Origin of the sequence: Ruminococcus sp. YRD2003 (assembly GCA_900109435.1) — a bacterium.
GTDB classification, from domain to species: domain Bacteria; phylum Bacillota; class Clostridia; order Oscillospirales; family Ruminococcaceae; genus Ruminococcus; species Ruminococcus flavefaciens_G.
The window spans coordinates 185,130-205,044 of record FNZT01000009.1 but is presented as its reverse complement, the minus strand read 5'-3'; the positions used below and the strand labels follow the sequence as shown (position 1 = coordinate 205,044).

Below are 19,915 nucleotides of genomic sequence, written 5' to 3'. Positions count from 1 at the left end.
AAAGGCTGTACATCGCGTACAGCCTTTTTTATTTGATTCCCGACAAATCAAAATCGGGGACATACTGTGCATCTGCGGACGACTTCTCCTGCGTGAAGCCGTTCAGTCCAAGCTCCGACGCCCGCCGTACAACGCTGTTGTACTCCATTTTCGTGACCCGCCGCTTCAGCTCGGGGAAGCTGTCGGGTATAAATCCGAACGGAGTGTACTGATTCATAATGCTTACGAGCACCTGCTCCGAGGTCGTGTGCTCGGCTATCCACTCCATTATCTTTATGCTGTCATGGCGGCAGTTCGGAAGCACGAGATGACGTATCACTGTGCCTTTCAGCAGTCCGCCCTCATCGTTATAGCAGAGGTCTCCCACCTGACGTATCATCTCCTCAACAGCCGCAGAGGCGTGGTCGAAGTAGTCGGGAGCATTGGAATATCTCGCAGAAAGCTCGGGCGAGAAGTATTTGATATCGGGAAGGTAGACGTCCACGAGACCGTCGAGAAGACGTATCGTTTCTGTGAGTTCGTAGCCGCCCGTGTTGTACACGACAGGCACGTTCAGCTTCGGCTTGACCTTTTCAAGCGCGTCGATAATATCGGGGAGAAAGTGCGTGGGCGTGACAAGCTCGATGTTGTCCGCCCCCTGCTCCTGCAAACGGAGAAATATGTCCGCGAGGCTGTCTGAGGAGGTCTGTGCACCGTGGAGTTCGCGGCTGATGACGTTGTTCTGGCAGTATACGCAGTGGAGGCTGCAACCCGTGAAAAACACCGTTCCCGCACCGTTCTTGTAGGCGATACACGGCTCCTCCCACTTGTGGAGGCTCGCCTTTGCCGCAGTGGGTACTGCCCCCATACCGCAGTAACCGACACCTGTGCGTCGGTCAGCTCCGCACCTCCGCGGACAGAGAGTGCAGGCGGAATAATCACTTGCTGAGGTAGACATCGAATCCCTCCTCCCCTCCCGTGGAAAGGTAGGCGTAGTAACCGAGTATCTTCGACGCGTCCTTTGGGTCGGTCTTACCGTCGCAGTTCACGTCGGCAGCCTGCTTCTGAGCGGCTGTGAACGTCGGAGCTCCGCCTGTCGAGAGAAGCGCGTATTCGGCGAGTATGAACGAGGCGTCCTTGGCGTCGATGCTGCCGTCAGCATTCGGGTCGCCGAGTGCAGGAGCGCGCCCGAGCGATACAAAGGTGCGCTTGAACTTCGCGGCGTAGGTCTCGGCAGTCGAGCCCTCGTAGCCGCGTATAGTGCCGCTGTAGCCGCCTTTGTTGTCGTTGGAGAAGGTGGTCGCACGGTCGTAGATATCGCAGTCGGGAGCAAGGACAGTGACCTCAGCGAGCATATCGCACTTCACAAACGCCTGCATACCGACCTCCCTGACCGAGGCAGGTATAGTCACGGAAGTCAGCCCCGTGCAATAATTGAAGGCGTTATCGCGGATAACCGTCACGTAATCGGGAATGGTCAGCGACGTCATACCCGTGCAGTAATAGAACGCATTTCCGGCTATGTCCGTAACGCCGTCGGGAATGACAACGTCGCCGGTGCATAGACTGCCGTTTATGAGTATGCCGTTGACTATGACGAAGGGGCGCTCCTTGCTGCGCTGCGTCTCCAGCCACGAAGTACCGGCAAAGGCGATGTCTCCGATATAGGTCACTGAGGGCGGTATCTCTATCTCTGCGAGGCTCTTGCAGCCGGCAAAAGCGCTTGAGCCGATATTTGCCACGCCGTCGGGGATAGTTATGCTTTTCAGCGATGTGCAGCCCGAAAACGAGTACGTGCCGATGCTTTTCAGAGTGTCCGGCAGCTCTACAGAAGTGAGGCTTTTGCAGCTGTCGAACGCCTGTCCGCCTATTGAGGTCGCTCCGCTGCCGATGACAACGGACGTTATCTCGTCCTTGAAGTCAGTCCACGGCACCGTATAATTGCTGCTGCGGCTGTACATCTCCCCTGTTCCGCTGACGGTGAGAGTGCCGCCGCTGAACGTCCACGAAAGCGACTTTCCGCACGTACCGGAGGAAGTCTCTGCACATTCGGCAGTGATATATACAGTGGGAGCAGCTCCGCCGAACGTCCCTACTGTGAGTAGCACCGCCATGGCAAGTGCCGCAGATAAAGCTTTTTTCATAATTAACAGCTCCTTTCGGATATCAGATTAATTATAGCATTCATCATGGAAATAGTCAATACAAACTAAAAATGCAAAATTATTGCAATATTTTAACATACGACTTGAAATAGCTCGTCAGTTATGCTATAATAAAGTGTATTTTGTATTTTCAGGAGAGTCAGATATGAATAATTCTTACTATGCAAAACAGATAAACGATGTCGTTGCCGAGGTCAAAAAAGCTGTTATCGGCAAGGACGCTATAATCATCAAGACCCTGCTCGCTATTCTCTGCAAGGGTCATATACTTATCGAGGATATCCCCGGCGTCGGCAAGACTACCCTCGCCCTCGCCTTCTCGAAGGCTCTGTCCCTCGAGCACAACCGTATGCAGTTCACTCCCGACGTGCTTCCCTCAGATGTTACCGGCTTCAACGTGTACAACAAGGTGAAGAATACTTTCGAGTTCCGCCCCGGCGTCGCTTTCTGCAACCTCTTCCTCGCGGACGAGATAAACCGTACCTCCAGCAAGACGCAGTCAGCCCTGCTTGAGCTTATGGAGGAAAAAAGCATAACCGTTGACGGCAATACCTACAAGCTCCCCGAGCCGTACACCGTCATCGCTACACAGAACCCCATCGGCTCGGCAGGTACGCACAACCTCCCCGACTCTCAGCTCGACCGCTTCATGATAAAGCTCAGCATGGGTTATCCCGATTTTGTCGGTGAAGTCGCTATCCTCAAATCCAAGTTCAACTCCAACCCGCTCGACGGTGTCAACGAAGTCGCGAATGCACGCATGATAACCGAGCTGCAGGACTATATCTCCAACATTTACGTGGACGACAGGATATACGAATACATCGTTCAGCTCTCCGCTGCTACGAGAAATCATCCGATGATAAAGCTCGGTGTCAGCCCGCGCGGTACTCTCGCGCTCATGCAGATATCAAAGGGTATTGCCGCTGCTATGGGACGTGACTACGTTATCCCCGATGATATCATCTACATTTGCAGCGATGTCTTTGAGCACCGAATCATCCTCAACTCCAAGGCTAAGCTCTCGGAGGTGACCGCTGCGAGCGTTATCGCCGACATCATCAAGAAGGTGCCCGCTCCCGGGATATCTGAAAAGCAGGTATAAGCAATGTTTCTGATGAAGGTATTCTTTGCCGTGCTCATCATTATCTGCGCGGTATTCTATGTGATGTACCTCTGGGACTTCGCTCTTGTGCTGCTCGTGGTGGTATGCGCTCTGCCTGTGCTGATGTTCGTTACCACATTCATCACCAAGCTCCTCATGACCGCGGAGATGACTGTCAGGGACGGCAGTGCATCAAAACGCGAAGATTTCCCCGTGTTCATTCGCCTCAATAACAGAAGCATTTTCCCTATCGGCAAGGCTGATGCTCATATCGAATACTACAATGTCTTCAATAACGAGATAAATATGTTCGACCTGCATATGCCCGTTCAGCCGCTGAACGAGCAGAGCGTCACTTTCCAGCTCAGCTCGCAGTTCTGCGGTATTATCAATATCAAGTGCGTTCGTATCTATATCTACGACCCGCTGAGGATCTTCAAGTTCAGGATAGCGAAAAATCTGACCGCTCAGGTCGCTGTAATGCCGGAGGGACACGAGATCGGCGGAGAGGTAAGCTACCTCGACCGCACAAATGAGGAGAGCAGCGTCTTCTCCGAACACAAGCCCGGCGATGACCCGTCTGAGATATTCGACCTCCGCGGCTATCACCCTGGAGACAAGCTCAACCGTATACACTGGAAGCTCAGCTCAAAAAAGGACGAGTTCATCGTCAAGGACTACAGTCTGCCCGTGGATACGCCGTGTACGCTCTTTCTGAATCTGAAGTGCTATGAAAAGAACGACCCGCGCTATACTCTGCCTGTATTCGATACGCTCGTAGAGACGCTTGTGTCGGTTTCGCAGTTCATGCTTGAAAACGAGAGGCTTCACTCCATAGTGTTCTACAGCGGAAAGTCAAACGGCTTCGTTGAACGGCATATCTGCGACCCCGACGACCTTGCAGGGACTGTTCAGGAGCTGATACTCTCTGTCACCGACAACCTCTACTGCGAGCCGCCCGAGCTCTATTTCACCGAGCACAGCGGTCTGTCGCTGTCTTCATTTACGTTTATCACCTCAGTGCCCGATACTCCAATACTCGAATACATCGACGACAACGTTGATGCGGATATTCTCAATGCGCTTGTGGTCGTGGCTACTCCCGCGGAAGCATCAGGCATCACAGACAGCTATCCGAATCTCAGAACTATCCCTGTATTTATCGGCAGGATAAGCTCGTCTGTTAAGGATATTGAACTGTAAAAGGATCCATTATGAAACATAAAAACCAAAAGAACAGCAACGGCATTGCGATATGTGACAGTATCATAATGTCCGTCAAGAGAAAGCGCCCGAATTTCAGGACGGCCGAAGCTGTGCTCATCGCGGTATGCGGCTTCACGGCAACGATAATGTGCTTCTTCTCGATGTTCGACTTCAACTATAACCGTCCTGCTGTCGTCTTTTCGGCGATACTGTTCTCGGCTGTGTATATCACCCTCTCCCTGATGGGCAAGAAAGGCATATGGATAGCGGCAGGCTCGGCCTTCATAGCTATGTTTGCGTGCTACAGGTACATCGAAAAGCTCGCTCTCGGCTTCAAGTTCGTATACAACAGGATCTACAGCGCCGCTTACCATACGGACATATCCTACTACAAATTTTTGAAGCCCGACCTCGAATCAGGCGCAACGACTGCTTTCTTCATACTGTACATATGGGGACTCGCACTTGCAATTTATATATTCACGATATACCGTCCCAACTCGATACCTCCCCTGCTCATTTCTTTCCCCGTACTGGAAATAGGTCTTTACAACGGCATGAAAGTCTCGGTATTATGGGGAATGCTCCTTGTCGGCTACTGGTTCGCTCTCTTCTCCATGACCACTATCGACATCGGCGAATATTCGGGAGGAAGCGGCGGCTTCGTCCGAAAGGAGAACCTCTTCTTCCCAAAGCGGCAGATGCGGCTTAAAGTCACCGAAAAATGCGGCGTTATGGTGATGACAGAGGTGCTTGCCATTACCATACTCACTGCGGGAGCTATGAAGGCTCTCGACTACAAGCGCAGCGACGATCTCAACCGCACACGAAGAGATGTCCGCGACGCTGTAAGCTCGTTCACAATTGATGATATAACCGGCAGTGTCTCCAATATAACCAGTGCCTTCGGATTCACTTTCACGACCGATACCCACAAACTCGGAAATGTCGACAGGCTGCGCTATAAGGATACCACCGACCTCGTCGTAACTGTCAGCGACAAGGTCGACGGGGCTATATACCTCAAGGATTTCACGGGAGTCAAGTACGACTCAGACGAATGGACCTCTTTCTCCGACTCGGTATACAATGACAAGCTCTTTGACGATTTCAAGAAGTATTCGATATACCCGCAGGACTTCCCCTATACGATGGATCAGCTCATCCTGCCATACAACGACGACTACACGATAAAGATAAAGTCCAATCTCCGCGCCAACAGAAGCTTTGCACCGTACGGGACTTCCTCGGCAGGTATCAGCTATTACAACCGTGACAAGGACGTTGTCTCGAAAAAAGAGAACGGCAGCGAGTTCCGCTATCAGTTCATTCCTTATTATCCAGACGACATTATCCATGCGCTGAGCAAGCCTGTACGTATGGTCTGCTATCCGGACCGCATCCATGACGACGAGCTGCGCGGGACGATAAGCAAATACTGCGCTGACAACGGTCTTATGACCGATGGCGACGATCACTTCCTGCTCAATTCACACCTCAATGTGCAGCCTTCTTTCTACTACAACAACCCCGAATATTTACTCCCGCAGATATTAGAGGGACAGTATGAGGAGTTCGTTTACAAGAACTATCTGCAAGTGCCCGATACTGTGGAAATGGAGGAGATCCGCAATGAATTCGCTCCCCTGCTCACAAGGCAAAACGAGAGCAAAACAGCTACAGAGCAATTTGCTATACTCGACGCTCTGAGAGACAAGGTAGCCTCTATGGTCGAGTATTCGCTCACTCCGGGGCGCACTCCCAACAACCGCGACTTTGTCAACTACTTCCTCTTCGAGAACCACAAGGGCTACTGCACACACTATGCCTCGGCGGGAGTTATACTCGCGAGAATGGCGGGCATTCCTGCACGCTATGCGACGGGCTACGTCATAGTCGGCGACGACTTCGGTGATGCCTATTACCACCCCACTCTCCACACCTACAAGATAGACGTCAAGGACAACCGCAGCCACGCGTGGGTAGAAGTCTACATCAGCGGCTACGGCTGGGTGCCCTACGAATTCACCGCCGGCTACAGTCAGCAGTCGATAGATACGACTCCCACAACTACGGCTACAGCTTCTGATGAGACAGCTACCGATACTACAACTACGACTGCTGTCCCCGAGACTACCACCGACGAGACTACGGACACGCGCTCTCAGAATAATACCACATCGGCACAGGATACCACAACTGCCGCGATGACTGCGGGCTCGACCACTGCCGTTTCTACAGGCGGATTCGGCAAGGGAAGCGGCGGCGGATTCCACATCACTATTCCGCCCGCTGTCAAGTACACGATATACACGTTCCTGCTTGCGGCTGCATTCGTAGCGGCAGCTCTGCTGCGTCGCGCGCTCATATTGTGGATGAGGCGAAAGCGCCTCAGCGAGGGCGACCCGTCGAAACGTATGCGGTATATCTACGGATACGCGGAAAAACTGCTCGGCATCATGGAGCTCAAACGCGAGGGCGAATCGCGCATGGACTTCGCGGCAAAGGTCGACAGGGCTCTCGGCGGCAAGCTCTACCCGGAAGGCGGATTCACCGCCTGCACCGACGCTGCTCTGCGAGCGGCATTCTCCGAGGAGCTCCCGAACAAGAATGAGGCTGATAAGCATATGAAGTTCGCGGAGGGATTTGCAAAGAAGCTCTACGCGCAATCAAAGCCGCTGAGACGCTTCTGGCTGAAATTCATCAACGTAATACAATAAATAATGTAGGGGCGAGTTCCGCTCGCCCGCAAAAAAATTAGAATACGCACGGGCGCACGGAATGCGCCCCTACAATTCATCTTTATTTTTGCGGACGACCAATGGTCGTCCCTACTTTTTTATATTAGTGTGATTATTTTCCTCCCTGCCTCGTTTATATAGTAGAAGCGCTTCAAAGGGTGTCCCTTTAGCCAGCTTCGTAGGAGAGCAAATACAAACCGCAGCTTTACGGCTCGGTGACGCTACAAACTGCTAAAAGGTCAGCCATATAGACAGAAAGGAGATGGAGCCGTGAACGACGTTCAAATGGCACTGATATACGACAAATTCAGCAGTGCCGTTTACCGCGCCGCGTTCGCGTACTGCCGCAATACAGCCGACGCCGAGGATATCACGCAGGAGACGTTCATCAAACGCTTTCAGACGGACGTCAGCTTCCCCGACGACAAAGCGGAAAAGGCGTGGCTGATGAAGGTCGCGGCAAACAAATGCAGGGATATGTTCCGCTCGGCAAGATATCGGTATTTCTACAACTCGGTGCCGCTCGACGAGGCAGAGCTCGTCTACGAGACTCCCGAGGAGAGCGCGGTCTACCACGCGGTCATGGAGCTTCCTCCGAAATACAGACTTGTGATACATCTCTACTACTATGAGGGGTATTCCGTGGCAGAGACCGCTAAAATCATCGGCAGAAGCGAAACTGCCGTCCAGACTCAGCTCTACAGGGCGCGGAAGCTCCTGAAAGAATCTTTGGGCAAGGAGATGTGCTTATGAATATGGACGATTACAGAAAAGTCACCGACCGCATTTATCCGAGCGATAAGTGCCGCGAGGAGGTAATGAACATGAGAAGTGAAAAAACCAGAAAGAGGATAAAGCACCGTTATACGGATAAGGCTGTTGCGGCGATAGCTGTAGCTGTCGTTGCGGCGTGCGGAGGTACTGTCGCGGCGGCGGCAGGTCTCGGTGCGTTCGACAAGCTCTCAAATAAGCGCGACAGGACGATAACCTACAGTAACGGCTATACAGGTCCGCTCGACAAGTTCGACCGCAACGAGTACGACAAGATAGCTCCGCACGCGGTCAAGTTCGAGGAGGTCAGCCACGCCGAGAATGATAAATTCAGCGTCGACCTCGACAGCGCATACTACGACGGTATCGAGCTGATACTCGGCTTCACGGGCGAAATGGCAAACGGAAACGAGGAGGGGCTGAATAACCTCGGCTTCACGGCTACTGTTGAGATAGACGGCAAGCAATACCACCCCAAAAGCTACGACGGGCAAAACCTCATGTCGGACTGGTGGGGAACTTTCGTCATCGATGAGGGCGAGAGCAACAGCTTCAGCGGCAGTATGACGTGCATACTCCCATGTGAGGCGCGCTTCGACGACACTGCCGAGGTCAGGGTCACTCTGACAAGAATATGGTCGAACGAGAAACAGACCTATGACTACGACACCGACACTCCGCACAGCTATGACGTCATGACAGGTCACGAGGACGGCAGGCTCGAGCTCAGCCAGAACATCACCGCTGACACAAGTCTTGTCCGTCAGATAAACAAGACCGCCGAAAAGGACGGCTTCTATTTCACGGTATATAGCATAAGTCCCGCAATGATGCTCTGTCATGGCGGCTATCCCGAGAGCTACGACATCGCTATGCGTGAAGAAATTGAAAACGGCACCGAGGACGGCTATTGCCACGCTGTTCACCCGCTTGTGTTCGTGTTCGACGAGGACGGCAACTACATCGAAGGTCTGCCGATGAATCCTATTGATATGCCCGACGGCGAATGGGCTTCAGCGTGCGTTTCGACCGATTCAAAAACGCTGACGATAAAGGTCGGCGACAAGAACTGCCAGTCCAACGAGAACGGCTCGATAGAATTCGACGACCAGTACGGTCATCAGAGCTTCGGCTACATCACCGAATTCACGCTCGACCTCGATGAATAATCAGGAAATTTCTGCTCATACTATCAACAGGACATTGTTCCAATCTATCCTTAGAGGTGAGAATATGAGCAAGAAAAAGCACAGCGTTGACGTCGAGAACGACCAGCACAAGCAGTCGGGCAGCGAATCCTCCGAGCACTGCCACGACAGCAAGTCGGACAGCTCAATGAAAGACTGCGACTAATGCGGGCATTTATCGGGGAAATCTTACGGCAAGGTCCACTATACCGAAAAACATCGGCACTCGTTCTGAGTGCCGATGTTTTTGCAGCTGTATGATCGTCAGAATCTCAGCTCTGCACGGAACTCGGTATCGGTGCACGCGAGCTTCAGCACCATGCCGTTCATCACAGCGGCACGGTCTGCCAAGCTGAGTCCGAGACCGCTTCCCTGAGTGTTGCTGCGGGAGGCGTCGCCGCGCACAAAGGGCTGCTTGAGCTTCTTCACGTCGACCTTTGCCGCGACTGTGTTAGTGATAACAAGGCGCTTTTTATCGAGCTCTGCATTTATCGTGCCGTTCTCGGTGGTGTACTTCACGGCGTTGGAGACAAGGTTCTCGACTATCGTCCCGAGCGATCCACCATTCGTCTTTATCTCCGCAGAGCCGCTTGCCTTGAACGTGATGTTCTTCTCCTCAAGCACGATATCGTACTTTTTTACTGTGCTCTCGACGAGCTCCCCGACGCTGACCTTCTCGCGTCCGAGCTCAGAGCCGTCCATGGTGTTGAGCCGCAGCGTGCGGTTGACCATGGAATCGGTGAAGGCGACGTTGTCGATTATAGAATGAAGATACCTCTGCTGCTCGTCCTCGGAAAGTCCGCCATCGAGGATATTCTCGGCGTAGCCGCCTATCGCTGTGAGGGGAGTCTTGATATCGTGGGCGAGAGCGTTTGTGAGGTCGCGGCGGAAGTCCTCCATAGCGTACTTTGCCTTGTTTTTGACGTTCCTGCGCCATGCGTACAGCAGAGCGATGATGATGAGCAGAACTGCGACGAGAATGGTATACGTCCAGTAATAGCGCACAAGCTGAGGCTCCATGTAGTTGAAGACGAATCTGACGTTCAGGGTGTAGGGCTCGCCGTAAATTGATAAAGTCCTGCTTCTTGCGAAAGTTGCGGTGCTATCGGAGTTCCATTTATAGGAGTATGAACTGAAGTCGGTATCGGGAGCAGTGAATTCGTCGCTGAAGCAGTCGAATGTATCTCTGTCTGTACCCCATATGTTCATAAGAAACGCTTTCGGGTATTCATCGCCGCCTATTCCCATGTGAACTTCGATAAGCTCATATTCGGAGCTGTCGACATCGATGTCGTTGATATCTATTGTAAATTCTTTTGTTTCCTCTTTTTCTATACTGTCGTCAACGAGGTAATTACCGTTCTCATTGTGGAAGAATCCGTGCTTTTTATATGTTGTCATTTTGATCCTTCCCTCGTGCGGTATGAAGGTGCGGTCTTTTTTGTTAACATAAAGACTATCCGCTTTTATATCGCAGAACACATAAATATCATTAGTGTAGTTCGACCTGATAAAGCTCGCGATATCGGAACTGTCTATCAGCCCGAGGTCGCACTGATAGAAGCCTCGGTCCATGTCGGTATCCTTATCCTTCTGAAACAGCAGCATAGTCTGCATATTCATACGGCTCGAAGCGATGATATTGCCGTCTTTGTCGGTGAGAGCAGACATAGCATGACAGTTCTTACTGTAATTCGGTACTATCTGCACCGAAAACCTGTTTTGCGGGTCGAACAGTCCGAATTGGTCTAATTGTACATCGTAGGTGGTATACATTGTGAGATAGCTGTCAAGCTCTGAGTAGAGAATATCAGGGTCAACGTAGCCATAGCGCTCCTTTAGCTGTTCAGCCTTCAGATTTATGTGCTCATTGAGGTCGCCTGTCTGCTCTTCTATCTGCGAGTTGAGCTCGTAATTGATAGTTTCATGTATGAACGTCTGAAATCCCACCGCAAATGCGCACGAAAGCACGAGCGCGACTGCGAGCGACTTTGCAAATACCCATGCGGGTTTTTCGCGTTTCTGTTTCCTGAACTTTTTCATATAAGTCCCTCCTTTACTTGTCGGTCAGCTTATAGCCTCTCCCGACGGCGGTGTGAATCTGAGCTCCCGCACTCCCGAGAGCCTTACGCAGCCTTTTTATGTGGTTATCCACCACTCGGTCTGCGCCGAAATAGTCGCTTCCCCACACTCGGTCGAGCAGTGTATCTCGGCTGACCGTCCAGCCCTGATGCTCCATGAGATAGCGCAGTATGGCAAAGCCCTTGGGCGTCAGCTCGACCTCCTCGCTGCCGACATAGCACGTCAGCTTGCGTGTGTCGAGGCGTATGTCTCCGCAGACGAGCACGGTATCCGAGCCGCCCTCGGTGCGCTTGACGATAGCCGAGCACTTCGCGTACAGCGCCGACAGCATGAACGGCTTGACTATGTAGTCGTCGCAGCCGAGGTCATACCCGCGGAGTATGTCCTCCTCGCGGCCTCTTGCCGTGATGAACACGACGGGGATATCGCTTTTTCTGCGGATAGCACGGCATATGGTGAAGCCGTCTGCCTCTGGCAGCATTATGTCGAGCAGCACGAGCGAATACGCGCTCATATCGCTTTCCGCGAGACGCAGAGCGTTCGCGCCGTTGTGGACGGCAGTTACAGCCGCTCCTTTGTTTGTGAAGTATTTCTGAGTGACTTCACATATTTGCAGGTCGTCCTCAATAAGCAGTATATTCATAAAGTTCAGAGCTCCTTTACTCTTTGGACTTATTATATCACATCCGTGTGTCATTTGTATATCATTTTCGGCATATTATTGTATCATTGCAAAAAAAGCCACTGTGTAAGGGCTATACCTATACGGAAGCATTACGGGACATATATCGGGGGAAACCTTTCTGAAGAAAGGTTCTCCCCCGAGCCCCTTTCCAAAGACTTTTAGTCCAAATTTTGCCCCTATGGGGTGCTCTCATTGAAAAGAAAGACTTACTCTTTTCATATCAGGAGAGTACCCCATAGGGGCAAAATTTAAATTGAAAGTTTTAGGAAGGGAGTTTGAGGGAGAACCCTTTTTCAAAAGGGTTTCCCTCAATAAATACTCCGTATTACTTCCGTATAGGTACACCCCTTATACAGTGGCTATTTCTCAATTATTCGCCTTATGTCCTGTTCGGCTTCGAGGAAGCCGCCGAGCTGTCCGAGGAGTTCCCGTGAACGTTTCAGGCACTGTTCGCGCGTTTTTCCGACAAAGTAACGCTCCTCGCTGTAATAATCAGTGAGGTAGCGGAGAGCAAGTTCACCTGTCACCCACAGTATACCGCTGAACAGCGAGGCTTTTTCCGCATCTGTGAGAAGAACGCCAAGTCCCGCTCTGAAGCCTTCTGTCAGTTCCCGCACTGCCTCTGCGTCAACTCCATGTGTACACACTGACCGCACCATATCGCCGTAATCGAGGGCGGCTGCTCCGAGCATGACCGTATCGAGGTCGAGTATGGTGCAAGGCTCGCCGACGATGACATTGTCCGTCTTGGCATCTCCGTGGATAACACGCACAGGGACGCCCTCAAAGCTGCGGCTGAGGCGCTCACGAAGAGCCGTGAGCTCGGGCGGGATATCGGTGCAGACCGCAGTAAGGCGTGCGTAGTACCTATCATAGTTGTGGAAACCGTCTATCACCTGCTGTATCTGAGCTCCCGAGCAGCTCATCACGCGTATAAAAGTGCCGTAGGCGTACCCTGTGCGGCGGAGCTCTCCCCCACGTGCCGAATCTTCGCAAAAGGCATACATCCGCCATATATCGCCGTCAGACTCGGCGAAATTCCTGCCGTTACAGGTGAGAAAGTGCGGCACTCTCACGTCATTTTGGTCAGCAAAAGCCGCCGCAACCTGTGCGATGTTGGACATGACCGCTTCGGGACGGGGAAATACGCTGTGGTTCAGCGACTGGAGCACGTAGCGTCCGCTCTCGGCTGTGACGATATAGGTGCGGTTTATGTGACCCGTAACTACCTCGCTGATACCGCAAATGCCTGCAACTCCGAATAGTACGGCGATACGCTCAATCTCCATTAGCTTCAACCCTCTTTATCATTATGTCATAGCAGAGAAAGTCGCCGTTAGCCTCTATCATCCGTGAGTCTATCACCATGTAACCCTTTCTGAGGTATATCTGCTTTGCGGGAAGGGACGAATCGAGCCGTGCCGTCCCGTAGCTTTCGGCGATCTCCGCCTCCGCAAACCTCAGCAATTTACCGCCGAAGCCTTTGCCCTGCTCGTCAGGTAGTACGAACAGGCGGTTTATGCTGTCATCGGCGACAGTGACCGTCCCGACAGCTTTGCCGTCCGAAACCGCGAGGCTGACTCTGCCCGCTTCTATGTCTGCGGAGATGTGCTCGCGGCTATGGTGCGCGAGGAAGAAGTCCACGGCGCCCGCAGGGTAATAGTGCGGATATATCGCACGTATCGTGGACTGTGCAATGTCAAAGACCGTTTCGAGGTCCGAGGGAGCTGCGGTAATTATATCCATAGCGGACTCCTTTCACTGAAAAACGCAGGGCGGATATTATCCGCCCGCAAAATGATTTATCTTGTTTCTTTCGTCATCATCAGTGCCGCAATGACGAGAAGCATCACCGACAACCATATCGTGCCGAGCCCGAGGCGTGCCGATATCACGCCGCCTGCGCCTGCTCCGATGGCAAAGATGACGATTATACCAAAGAAGTGGAGCGCCTTATACAGCGATTCCCTTTCTCTGTCACGGAGGAACTTCGAGAAGCTCTCGGTACCGCTGCGGAGGTTGCCTATGCACATCGTGCTCGCGTAGCCGAAGCCGTGTACCGTCCTGAACGACTGCACCTGCATTGCGCACGCCAGCGATACGAGCATATTTGCAGCCATATTCAGGCTCTCCGGCAGAAATCCCACTATGCAAAGCATTACCATTTCTATTGCTATGACTATCTGCCGCCAGTGGAGGCTGCTGCCCTCCTTGTAACGGTTCTCGACGCGTTCTGCTATGAATATGCCCGCCGCAAAAGCGATGAGCGGCAGCATATACCGCAGTCCGTCGTGCCAGTGTCCCGTCATGAAGTTCTGGCTCATTAGGACGACATTGCCTGTCTGCGCGTTGGCGAAAACGTGTCCGCGGACGTTATAGGTGTAGGCGTCCTGCAAGCCGCCCGAAAAAGACAGGAGCGCACATACTCGGAAGCTCTCTGATGTCTGCATATATCGCTCCTTTCATGATGTCAAGTGTCATTTTGCAAAATCAGTTCTTCAAACTGTGCATAGGTGCGGGGATGCGTCCGCCGCGGTTGATGAACTTTGCAGCCGATTTGTCCCTGATAGGCATAACGGGTCCGCTTCCGAGGAGGCCGCCGAATTCGAGCGTTTCACCCTCCTTCTTGCCGATAGCGGGGATAAGACGTACAGCTGTGGTCTTGGTGTTGACCATGCCGATAGCGGCTTCATCCGCGATAATGGCAGAGATAGTCTCGGGAGCTATATCGCCTGGAACTACTATCATATCCAGTCCTACGGAGCATACAGCCGTCATCGCTTCGAGCTTTTCAAGGGTGAGCACGCCGTCGACTGCCGCATCTATCATTCCTGCGTCCTCGGAGACGGGGATGAATGCTCCCGAGAGGCCGCCGACAGTTGACGAAGCCATGACTCCGCCCTTCTTTACGGCGTCGTTGAGCATGGCGAGGCAGGCGGTAGTTCCGTGAGTGCCGCACATCTCGAGTCCCATTTCCTCGAGGATATGGGCTACGCTGTCACCGACTGCGGGAGTCGGAGCGAGCGAGAGGTCGACTATACCAAACGGCACGCCGAGAAGCTCGGAAGCCCTTGCTCCGACGAGCTGACCCATACGTGTTATCTTGAAAGCGGTCTTTTTGATTATATCCGCTATTTCGTTAATTGAAGCATCGGGATACTTTGTCAGAGCCGCGCGAACAACACCCGGACCCGATACGCCGACGTGTATCTCACAGTCGGGCTCGCCTACACCGTGGAAGGCTCCTGCCATAAAGGGGTTGTCCTCGACCGCATTGCAGAATACGACGAGCTTTGCCGCGCCTATGCAGTCGCGGTCTGAAGTGCGCTCGGCAGTCTGCTTCACTATCTGTCCCATGAGCTTTACCGCGTCCATATTTATACCCGACTTGGTCGAGCCGATATTAACCGATGAGCAGATGTTCTGCGTAACGTCGAGAGCCTCGGGGATAGAGCGTATCAGCGCCTCGTCGCCCGCGGAAAAGCCCTTGTGTACGAGTGCGGAATATCCGCCGATGAAGTTTACTCCGCAGGTGTCAGCCGCGCGCTGGAGAGCCTTCGCGAACCTGACGGGGTCGCCGTCGGGACAGGCTGCCGCGAGCATGGCTATCGGAGTGACCGAAATGCGCTTGTTGACTATCGGTATGCCGTACTCCTTCTCTATCTGCTGACCGACCTCAACGAGCCTGCCTGCCTTGGTGACTATCTTGCTGTAGACCTTCTCGCAGGCTTTGTCTATGTCGGTATCTATGCAGTCGAGCAGGGAGATACCCATTGTTATCGTTCTTATGTCGAGACATTCGTCTTGTATCATTCTTATCGTCTCGAGTATATTGTATACATTGAGCATTATATTCTACCCTTTCTGTAATTTGTGGGACGTCGGGGACGCCGTCCCCTACATTCTGTTGCGGGTGGTTTGTTGGTGAATTTGCGGACGCCCAAAGGGCGCCCCTACAGAATGTTGCCGTTGGTTGTTCGGGATATTGCGGGACGCCGAGGGCGGCGTCCCCTACAGTTGTTCACACGCTGTGCATGGAGTTGAAGATGTCCTCGTGCATGGTGTGTATCGAGAGCCCGAGCTGACTACCGAGGCTGTCCATGCTGTCGACAAGCTTTGCGAAGTCGGCGTTGATACCCGTGATGTCCACGAGCATTATCATCGCGAACATATCCTGCAATACGCTCTGTGTCACCTCTATCACATTTACGTTGTATTCGGCACAGATACCGCTTACCTTGTGGAGAATTCCTACTGTGTCCTTGCCTATAACAGTTACGACTGCTCTCATAATATGACCTCCGTTTTTCGGGCGGTTCGCTCCGCTCCGATAGTATGACAATATTATAACATACTTTTTTTCAAAAAGCAACAGGCGCGGTGATAAAAATACTATATATACGTTTGAAGAGAGCGCGCAAATTATCCCTCTCAGCGGTTGCATTTTTGTCAAAGATGTGTTATAATGTATGAATAGTACTTACAGAGGTGAAGCTATGATTTTAATTGATTGCCACACACATACACAGTTCTCGGTGGACTCCGAGGCTGACATAAACGCCTGTGTCGAGCGGGCTGCGGAGCTCGGGCTCGACGCCTACGCCATTACCGACCACTGCGAATGCGATGCGTGGTATCCCGCGGAGCACTACTCCGCCGAGGAGAGCGAATTTCACGAAAAGACCGACTACAAAGCTGATTATGAAGCTTCCGTGGCGGCAGTCACCGCGCTCAAGGAGAAGTATGCGGGCAGACTGAACCTCATCTGCGGCTCGGAGCTCGGACAGATTCTCTTCAACCGCGACGCCGCACAGGTAGTATGCTCTGATAAGCGCGTGGACTTCATCATCGGCTCTGCACACCGCATACACGGTGAGAAAGACTTCTACTTCATCGACTACACCAAGCTCGACATGGACGGTATATACGACCTCTTCGGGCGCTACTTCAAGGAAGTGTACGAACTCAGCCGGACAGGGATGTTCGACGTGATAGGACACATCACCTACTGTCTCAGATATATGAAGCAGAGACACGGGATATGTCCGGATATAAGCCGATTCGATGACATCATCGCGGAGACTTTCCGTACTCTCGCCCACAGCGGAAAAGGCATCGAGATAAACACCTCGGGCTTGCGGCAGGGCTTCGGAGCGACCTTCCCCGACCTTAAATACCTGAAGATGTACCGCGAGCTCGGAGGAGAGATACTGACTATCGGCTCGGACGCACATACGGTCGAGGATATCGGTGCGAATGTCTCCGACGGAGCAGAGCTTGCCAAGGAGGCGGGCTTCCGCTACCTCGCGTACTTCAAGGAGAGAAAGCCGAATTTTAAAAAAATATTTTAATAGGTGTAGGGGCGCATTCCGTGCGCCCGATAAATCCCCAAAACGGCGGGCGAGCGGAACTCGCCCCTACAAAGGAATGGACAAACTAACCGAAAGGACGATATATATGAAAGAACAGATAATCAAAATATTACAGCAGAACGCGCGCATCTCCAACACTGAGCTCGGCGAAATGCTCAATATCACCGCAGATGAGGCTGCCAAGGAGATAAAGGAGCTTGAGGACGAGGGCATTATACGCGGCTACAGCGTCATACTCGATGACGATATGCTCGCCGAGCCCACCGTATACGCAACGATAGAGCTCAAGGTCACTCCCCAGCGTGACCGCGGCTTCAACGATATCGCCAAGACAATTATGATGTACGACGAGGTAGAGAGCGTGAGCCTTATGTCCTCGGGTGCATACGACCTCGCCGTTGAGGTCAAGGGCAAGGACCTCAAAGAGGTCGCATTCTTCGTGTCGGAGCGTCTTGCCACGATAGACGGCATTCTTTCCACCTCCACACACTTCATTCTCAAAAAATACAAGGAAAAGGGTATCTTCATCGATAACGAAGAACCTGACGAAAGGGGTCTGTATTAAGCGTGATAGACTATGACAAGGTCCTTTCGGATAAGATAAAGAACGTAAAGCCATCGGGAATACGAAAGTTCTTTGACATCGCAGGAACTATGGAGGGCGTCATCTCCCTCGGCGTTGGCGAGCCCGACTTCTCGACTCCGTGGGTCATACGCAAGGCGGCTATACAGGTGCTCGAACGCAAACACATCATCTACGGTCCCAACAAGGGCGTGCTCCCGCTGAGGCAGGCTATATCCAGACGTATCGAAAACAAGCACGGCGTCAAGTACGACCCTGACAATGAGGTCATCGTTACCGTCGGCGGCTCTGAGGCTATCGACCTTGCTGTACGCGGTCTGCTCGACCCTGGCGACGAAGTCCTCGTAGTCGAGCCCTGCTTTGTCTGTTATGCTCCGCTCGTGGAGCTCATGGGCGGCGTGGCTGTCTCGGTCCCGACAAGGCTGGAGAACAACTTCAAGCTTACTGTCGACGACCTGCGCGGCAAGATAACAGAGCGCACGAAGATGCTTATTCTTCCCTTCCCGAACAACCCCACAGGAGCAATAATGACACGCGAGGACCTCGAGCCTATCGCCGAGCTCCTGCGCGATACAAATATAATAGTGCTCACGGATGAGATATACTCCGAGCTCACCTACGGCAGAAAGCATTTCTCGATAATCGAGCTCGAGGGTATGCGTGAGCGGACTATTTACGTGAACGGCTTCTCCAAGGCATACGCTATGACAGGCTGGAGACTCGGCTATCTGGCTGCTCCCGCACCGATAGTATCGCAGATATCGAAGATCCACCAGTACGGCATAATGTGCAGTCCTTACATCAGCCAGAACGCCGCTGTTGTAGCGCTCGATTCATGTGACGACGAGGTCGCGAAAATGGTCGGCGAGTACAATATCCGCCGCCGATTCCTCGTCAGCGAGTTCAACAGGCTCGGTCTGACCTGCTTCGACCCCGAGGGTGCGTTTTACGTGTTCCCGTGCATAAAGAGCACAGGTCTCAGCAGTGAGGAGTTCTGCGAGCGCCTGCTCTACGAGAACAAGGTAGCGGCTGTCCCAGGAAGCGCATTCGGCGAATCGGGCGAGGGATATATCCGCATTTCCTACGCCTACTCCCTCAAGCACCTTATGGAGGCTATGGAACGCATTGAGCAGTTCCTCAACAAGCTGAAGGAGGAGAAAAAATGAAGGTAAAAACAGCTGCAAAGGTAAACCTTGCGCTTGACGTGGTAGGCAGGCTCAATCACGGATATCACGCGATAGAGAGCGTATTCCAGACAGTGGGCATATATGACGAGGTAACGGTGGAGCTCATTGACGATCCAAGGATAGAGGTAAGCTGCGATGTCCCCGAGATGTTTGCAAGCTCAGACACTATCCCCTGCGATGAGCACAATATCGCCTACAAAGCGGCACAATACTTTCTGAACCGCAACGGCATGGGAACAGGCTGCCGCATACATATCGGGAAAGGCATCCCATCACAGGCAGGTATGGGCGGCGGCAGTACCGACGCCGCAGCAGTTCTGTACTGTCTGCACAAACTCACAGGAAAGGATATCCCCCCAGCCGACAGCGTGGGAGCAGACGTACCGTTTTTCCTCACGGGAGGCACAGCATACGTCACAGGCATAGGTGAGTCAATCGAACCTATCGCTGATTATTCGGGCAGGATACTCGTTATCGCCAAGGGCAGTGAGGGAGTCTCTACAGGTGAGGCTTACGCGCGAATAGACAAGCTCATAAAGCCAAAGCACCCCGATACAGATGCTCTTGTGGAAGCTGTCAACAACGCTCCCGATGAGGCTTACAAGTACTTCGGCAACCTTTTTGAGGAAGCAGTGGACCTCCATGAGGTAGATGACATCAAAGCTTCCATGATCGCCTGCGGAGCGCTCAGTGCAGTGATGACAGGCAGCGGCTCTGCGGTGTTCGGACTTTTCGAGGAGCGCGGCTCAGCGGAGAAATGTGCTGAGAAGCTCGCTGCTTCGGGATATTTCGCGCAGGTCTGCGAGACGGTCGGCACTTCCTTCATAGAAATAGAATAAACAGCTTCAGCTC

General features: G+C 52.6%; 18 protein-coding genes. 9 read left to right on the top strand and 9 right to left on the bottom strand.

Translation table 11 applies throughout. The features are described from left to right. Positions 1–28 precede the first annotated feature (28 nt). The gene (locus tag BMX22_RS09015) at positions 29–937 is read right to left on the bottom strand and encodes a radical SAM protein (protein WP_074742141.1); all 909 of its coding nucleotides are present in this window, start codon (positions 935–937) and stop codon (positions 29–31) included. Beyond that, positions 918–2,123 carry a leucine-rich repeat protein gene (locus BMX22_RS09010; protein ID WP_074742140.1) on the bottom strand — a complete coding sequence of 402 codons (1,206 nt, stop codon included), beginning with the start codon at positions 2,121–2,123 and terminating at the stop codon, positions 918–920. Before BMX22_RS09010 ends, BMX22_RS09015 begins: the two co-directional genes overlap by 20 nt. 166 nt (positions 2,124–2,289) lie before the next feature. Between BMX22_RS09010 and BMX22_RS09005 the strand changes: the two genes are divergently transcribed. From BMX22_RS09005 to BMX22_RS08985, 5 genes are all read left to right on the top strand, one after another. Beyond that, on the top strand, positions 2,290–3,249 hold the full coding sequence (locus tag BMX22_RS09005) for an AAA family ATPase (RefSeq protein WP_074742139.1): 960 nt from the start codon (positions 2,290–2,292) through the stop codon (positions 3,247–3,249). A gap of 3 nt (positions 3,250–3,252) precedes the next feature. Beyond that, on the top strand, positions 3,253–4,452 hold the full coding sequence (locus tag BMX22_RS09000; RefSeq protein WP_074742138.1) for a DUF58 domain-containing protein: 1,200 nt from the start codon (positions 3,253–3,255) through the stop codon (positions 4,450–4,452). Positions 4,453–4,463: 11 nt separating this feature from the next. Next, a complete protein-coding gene (locus BMX22_RS08995; protein WP_074742137.1) occupies positions 4,464–7,175 on the top strand; it encodes a transglutaminase-like domain-containing protein in 2,712 nt (903 codons plus the stop codon). Positions 7,176–7,466: 291 nt separating this feature from the next. Next, entirely contained in the window at positions 7,467–7,949 is a 483-nt protein-coding gene (locus BMX22_RS08990; protein WP_081349152.1) for an RNA polymerase sigma factor, read from the top strand. After that, on the top strand, positions 7,946–9,136 hold the full coding sequence (locus BMX22_RS08985; protein ID WP_074742136.1) for a hypothetical protein: 1,191 nt from the start codon (positions 7,946–7,948) through the stop codon (positions 9,134–9,136). The genes BMX22_RS08990 and BMX22_RS08985 overlap by 4 nt, the downstream gene beginning before the upstream one ends. 282 nt (positions 9,137–9,418) lie before the next feature. Here the strand turns inward: BMX22_RS08985 and BMX22_RS08980 are convergent, their stop codons facing one another. From BMX22_RS08980 to BMX22_RS08950, 7 genes are all read right to left on the bottom strand, one after another. Beyond that, on the bottom strand, positions 9,419–11,197 hold the full coding sequence (locus BMX22_RS08980; protein ID WP_074742135.1) for a sensor histidine kinase: 1,779 nt from the start codon (positions 11,195–11,197) through the stop codon (positions 9,419–9,421). Between the two features lie 13 nt (positions 11,198–11,210). After that, positions 11,211–11,879 carry a response regulator transcription factor gene (locus BMX22_RS08975; RefSeq protein WP_074742134.1) on the bottom strand — a complete coding sequence of 223 codons (669 nt, stop codon included), beginning with the start codon at positions 11,877–11,879 and terminating at the stop codon, positions 11,211–11,213. 401 nt (positions 11,880–12,280) lie between these two features. Continuing rightward, positions 12,281–13,210: a phosphotransferase enzyme family protein gene (locus BMX22_RS08970; protein WP_074742133.1), complete on the bottom strand. Its 930-nt coding sequence runs from the start codon at positions 13,208–13,210 to the stop codon at positions 12,281–12,283. Next, positions 13,200–13,667 carry a GNAT family N-acetyltransferase gene (locus BMX22_RS08965; protein WP_074742132.1) on the bottom strand — a complete coding sequence of 156 codons (468 nt, stop codon included), beginning with the start codon at positions 13,665–13,667 and terminating at the stop codon, positions 13,200–13,202. The genes BMX22_RS08970 and BMX22_RS08965 overlap by 11 nt, the downstream gene beginning before the upstream one ends. A 56-nt stretch (positions 13,668–13,723) precedes the next feature. Next, positions 13,724–14,371: a YoaK family protein gene (locus BMX22_RS08960; protein ID WP_074742131.1), complete on the bottom strand. Its 648-nt coding sequence runs from the start codon at positions 14,369–14,371 to the stop codon at positions 13,724–13,726. 40 nt (positions 14,372–14,411) lie between these two features. Continuing rightward, positions 14,412–15,770, bottom strand: a complete 1,359-nt coding sequence (locus BMX22_RS08955) for a PFL family protein (protein WP_074742130.1) — start codon at positions 15,768–15,770, stop codon at positions 14,412–14,414. Between the two features lie 172 nt (positions 15,771–15,942). Further along, positions 15,943–16,212, bottom strand: coding sequence for an ACT domain-containing protein (locus BMX22_RS08950; RefSeq protein WP_074742129.1), 270 nt, complete (start codon positions 16,210–16,212; stop codon positions 15,943–15,945). Between the two features lie 205 nt (positions 16,213–16,417). Here BMX22_RS08950 and BMX22_RS08945 point away from each other — a divergent pair, with 205 nt between their 5' ends. From BMX22_RS08945 to ispE, 4 genes are all read left to right on the top strand, one after another. After that, positions 16,418–17,272, top strand: a complete 855-nt coding sequence (locus tag BMX22_RS08945; protein ID WP_074742128.1) for a histidinol-phosphatase HisJ family protein — start codon at positions 16,418–16,420, stop codon at positions 17,270–17,272. Positions 17,273–17,378: 106 nt separating this feature from the next. Then, positions 17,379–17,858 (top strand): Lrp/AsnC family transcriptional regulator, encoded by a 480-nt coding sequence (locus BMX22_RS08940; protein WP_074742127.1) that lies wholly within the window; start codon positions 17,379–17,381, stop codon positions 17,856–17,858. Between the two features lie 2 nt (positions 17,859–17,860). Further along, the gene (locus tag BMX22_RS08935) at positions 17,861–19,042 is read left to right on the top strand and encodes an aminotransferase class I/II-fold pyridoxal phosphate-dependent enzyme (protein ID WP_177173002.1); all 1,182 of its coding nucleotides are present in this window, start codon (positions 17,861–17,863) and stop codon (positions 19,040–19,042) included. Next, positions 19,039–19,902, top strand: a complete 864-nt coding sequence (ispE, locus tag BMX22_RS08930; protein ID WP_074742126.1) for a 4-(cytidine 5'-diphospho)-2-C-methyl-D-erythritol kinase — start codon at positions 19,039–19,041, stop codon at positions 19,900–19,902. Before BMX22_RS08935 ends, ispE begins: the two co-directional genes overlap by 4 nt. Positions 19,903–19,915: the final 13 nt, after the last annotated feature.